Source organism: Kitasatospora sp. NPDC057542 (genome assembly GCF_042801945.1).
GTDB lineage: Bacteria > Actinomycetota > Actinomycetes > Streptomycetales > Streptomycetaceae > Kitasatospora.
In genome coordinates, this window is sequence record NZ_JBHVFE010000820.1 from 1 (window position 1) to 1600 (window position 1600).

At 73.9% G+C, this 1600-nt stretch carries 2 protein-coding genes; one reads left to right on the forward strand and one right to left on the reverse strand.

Translation table 11 applies throughout. The features are described 5' to 3' along the window. Window positions 1-325 precede the first annotated feature (325 nt). The gene (locus tag ACFU7Y_RS43815; protein WP_380772042.1) at window positions 326-1186 is read left to right on the forward strand and encodes a DMT family transporter; all 861 of its coding nucleotides are present in this window, start codon (window positions 326-328) and stop codon (window positions 1184-1186) included. A gap of 73 nt (window positions 1187-1259) precedes the next feature. On the opposite strand, the gene ACFU7Y_RS43820 is transcribed toward ACFU7Y_RS43815, so the two are convergent. Continuing rightward, window positions 1260-1553, reverse strand: a complete 294-nt coding sequence (locus ACFU7Y_RS43820; RefSeq protein ID WP_224276795.1) for a hypothetical protein — start codon at window positions 1551-1553, stop codon at window positions 1260-1262. Window positions 1554-1600 lie beyond the last annotated feature (47 nt).

The following is a 1600-nucleotide window of genomic DNA, read 5'->3' on the forward strand; positions in this document are numbered from 1 at the left end:
GGTCAGAGCCTGAGGGGCCTGCGCGAGAAGTCGGACCGGCCGACTTCTCGCGCAGACGGTCGGTACCATCGACGCGTGAACCTGTATTGGCACGTCGTGCTGCCACCGCTCAGCGCCTGATCGGGCGCGCGCTTCGGTGGCTTGATCCCCTGCGACCCCGGCTCGGCCCGATGGCGGCCGCCGTGGGCTGACGGCGTGCGCCCGTTCTCGAAACCCCTCTGACGGTCTTCGACGACGGAAGTTCACGACTGTGCCTCATCGTTTGTCCTCGCCTGCCCGTTCCCTGCCCACGGCTCCTCGCCGCGCCCGTTCGCGCGGTGGTGCGGTGCCGATCCTGATCGCCGCCGTGCTCTGGGGCACCACCGGGACCGCCAGTTCGCTGGCGCCCGGGGGCGCCCCGGCGGCCGGGATCGGGGCCGCCGGGCTGGTGCTCGGCGGGCTGCTGCTGTTCCTGTCCGACCGTTCCGCCCGCGTGCTGCCCCGGGTGTGCGCGCCTCGCGAGCGGTGGCTGCTCGCGGCCGGGGCCGTCGCGGTGGCCGGGTACCCGCTGACCTTCTACCCGGCGGTGAGCCGGACCGGGGTGGCGGTGGCCACCGTGATCGCGCTCGGCAGCGCGCCGGTGTTCACCGGGCTGCTCGGGTGGCTGGCCCGACAGGGGCGGCCCGGCGGGCGGTGGGCCGGGGCGACGGCGCTGGCCGTGCTCGGCTGCGCCGTTCTGGTGCTGGGCCCCGAACTCGCTTGCGGCGGTGGGGCGGTGGACCCGTTGGGCGTGCTGCTGGCGGCGCTCTCGGGGCTCTCGTACGCCGTCTACTCGCTGATCGGCGGGCGGCTGATCTCGCACGGGCACCCCTCGGGCGGGGTGATGGGGGCGATGTTCGGCGGGGCCGCGCTGATCGTCCTGCCGGTGCTGCTCGCCGGTGACCTGGCGTGGCTCGCCTCGGCACGCGGGGCGGGCGTGGTGCTGCACCTCGCGGTGGTCACCACCTTCCTCGCGTACTGGCTGTTCGGCCGCGGCCTGCGGCACACCACCGCCCAGACGGCCACCACGCTGACCCTCGCCGAGCCGGCCGTCGCCGCCGTCCTCGGTGTGGCGGCGCTGGGCGAGCGGCTGCCCGCCGTCTCCTGGTGTGGCCTCGCCGTCCTCGCCGGCGCCCTGGCCCTCCTCGCCCTCCCGGGCCGCCGCTAGGTTCGCGCGCCGCTGCACAGGAAGTCGGCCGGTCCGACTTCCTGTGCAGCGGTGGCCGGTTGCTTCGCTGTCGTCAGGGGACGTACACGCTGGAGCCGAACTCCTGGGTCGTGCCACCGCCGGGAGGAACGACCGCGATCACGTTTCCGGTGCAGTTCGGGCCGTCGTACACGCGGACGGACTCGTTGGTCTCGTTCTGCACGATGAGCGGAAAGATCGGTGCGTTGTAGCAGCCGCTCGGATTCTGGATGAACTGGCCGGGAGCGAGAATGAGCTGCCCGCGGGCGGCGAAGGCCGCGTTGGGCAGGGCGATGGCCATGGCCCCGGCGGCGGCGAGGGTACCGAGTGCGGTCGCGAGGCGTCGCATGAGGACTCCTTGGGAGTGGATGGTTGTGTCCGGGGCCACTCGGCCCC

Excerpts from the sequence above, each read along its gene's own strand:
- ACFU7Y_RS43820 (WP_224276795.1), bottom strand. The coding sequence starts at position 1,553 with ATGCGACGCCTCGCGACCGCACTCGGTACCCTCGCCGCCGCCGGGGCC.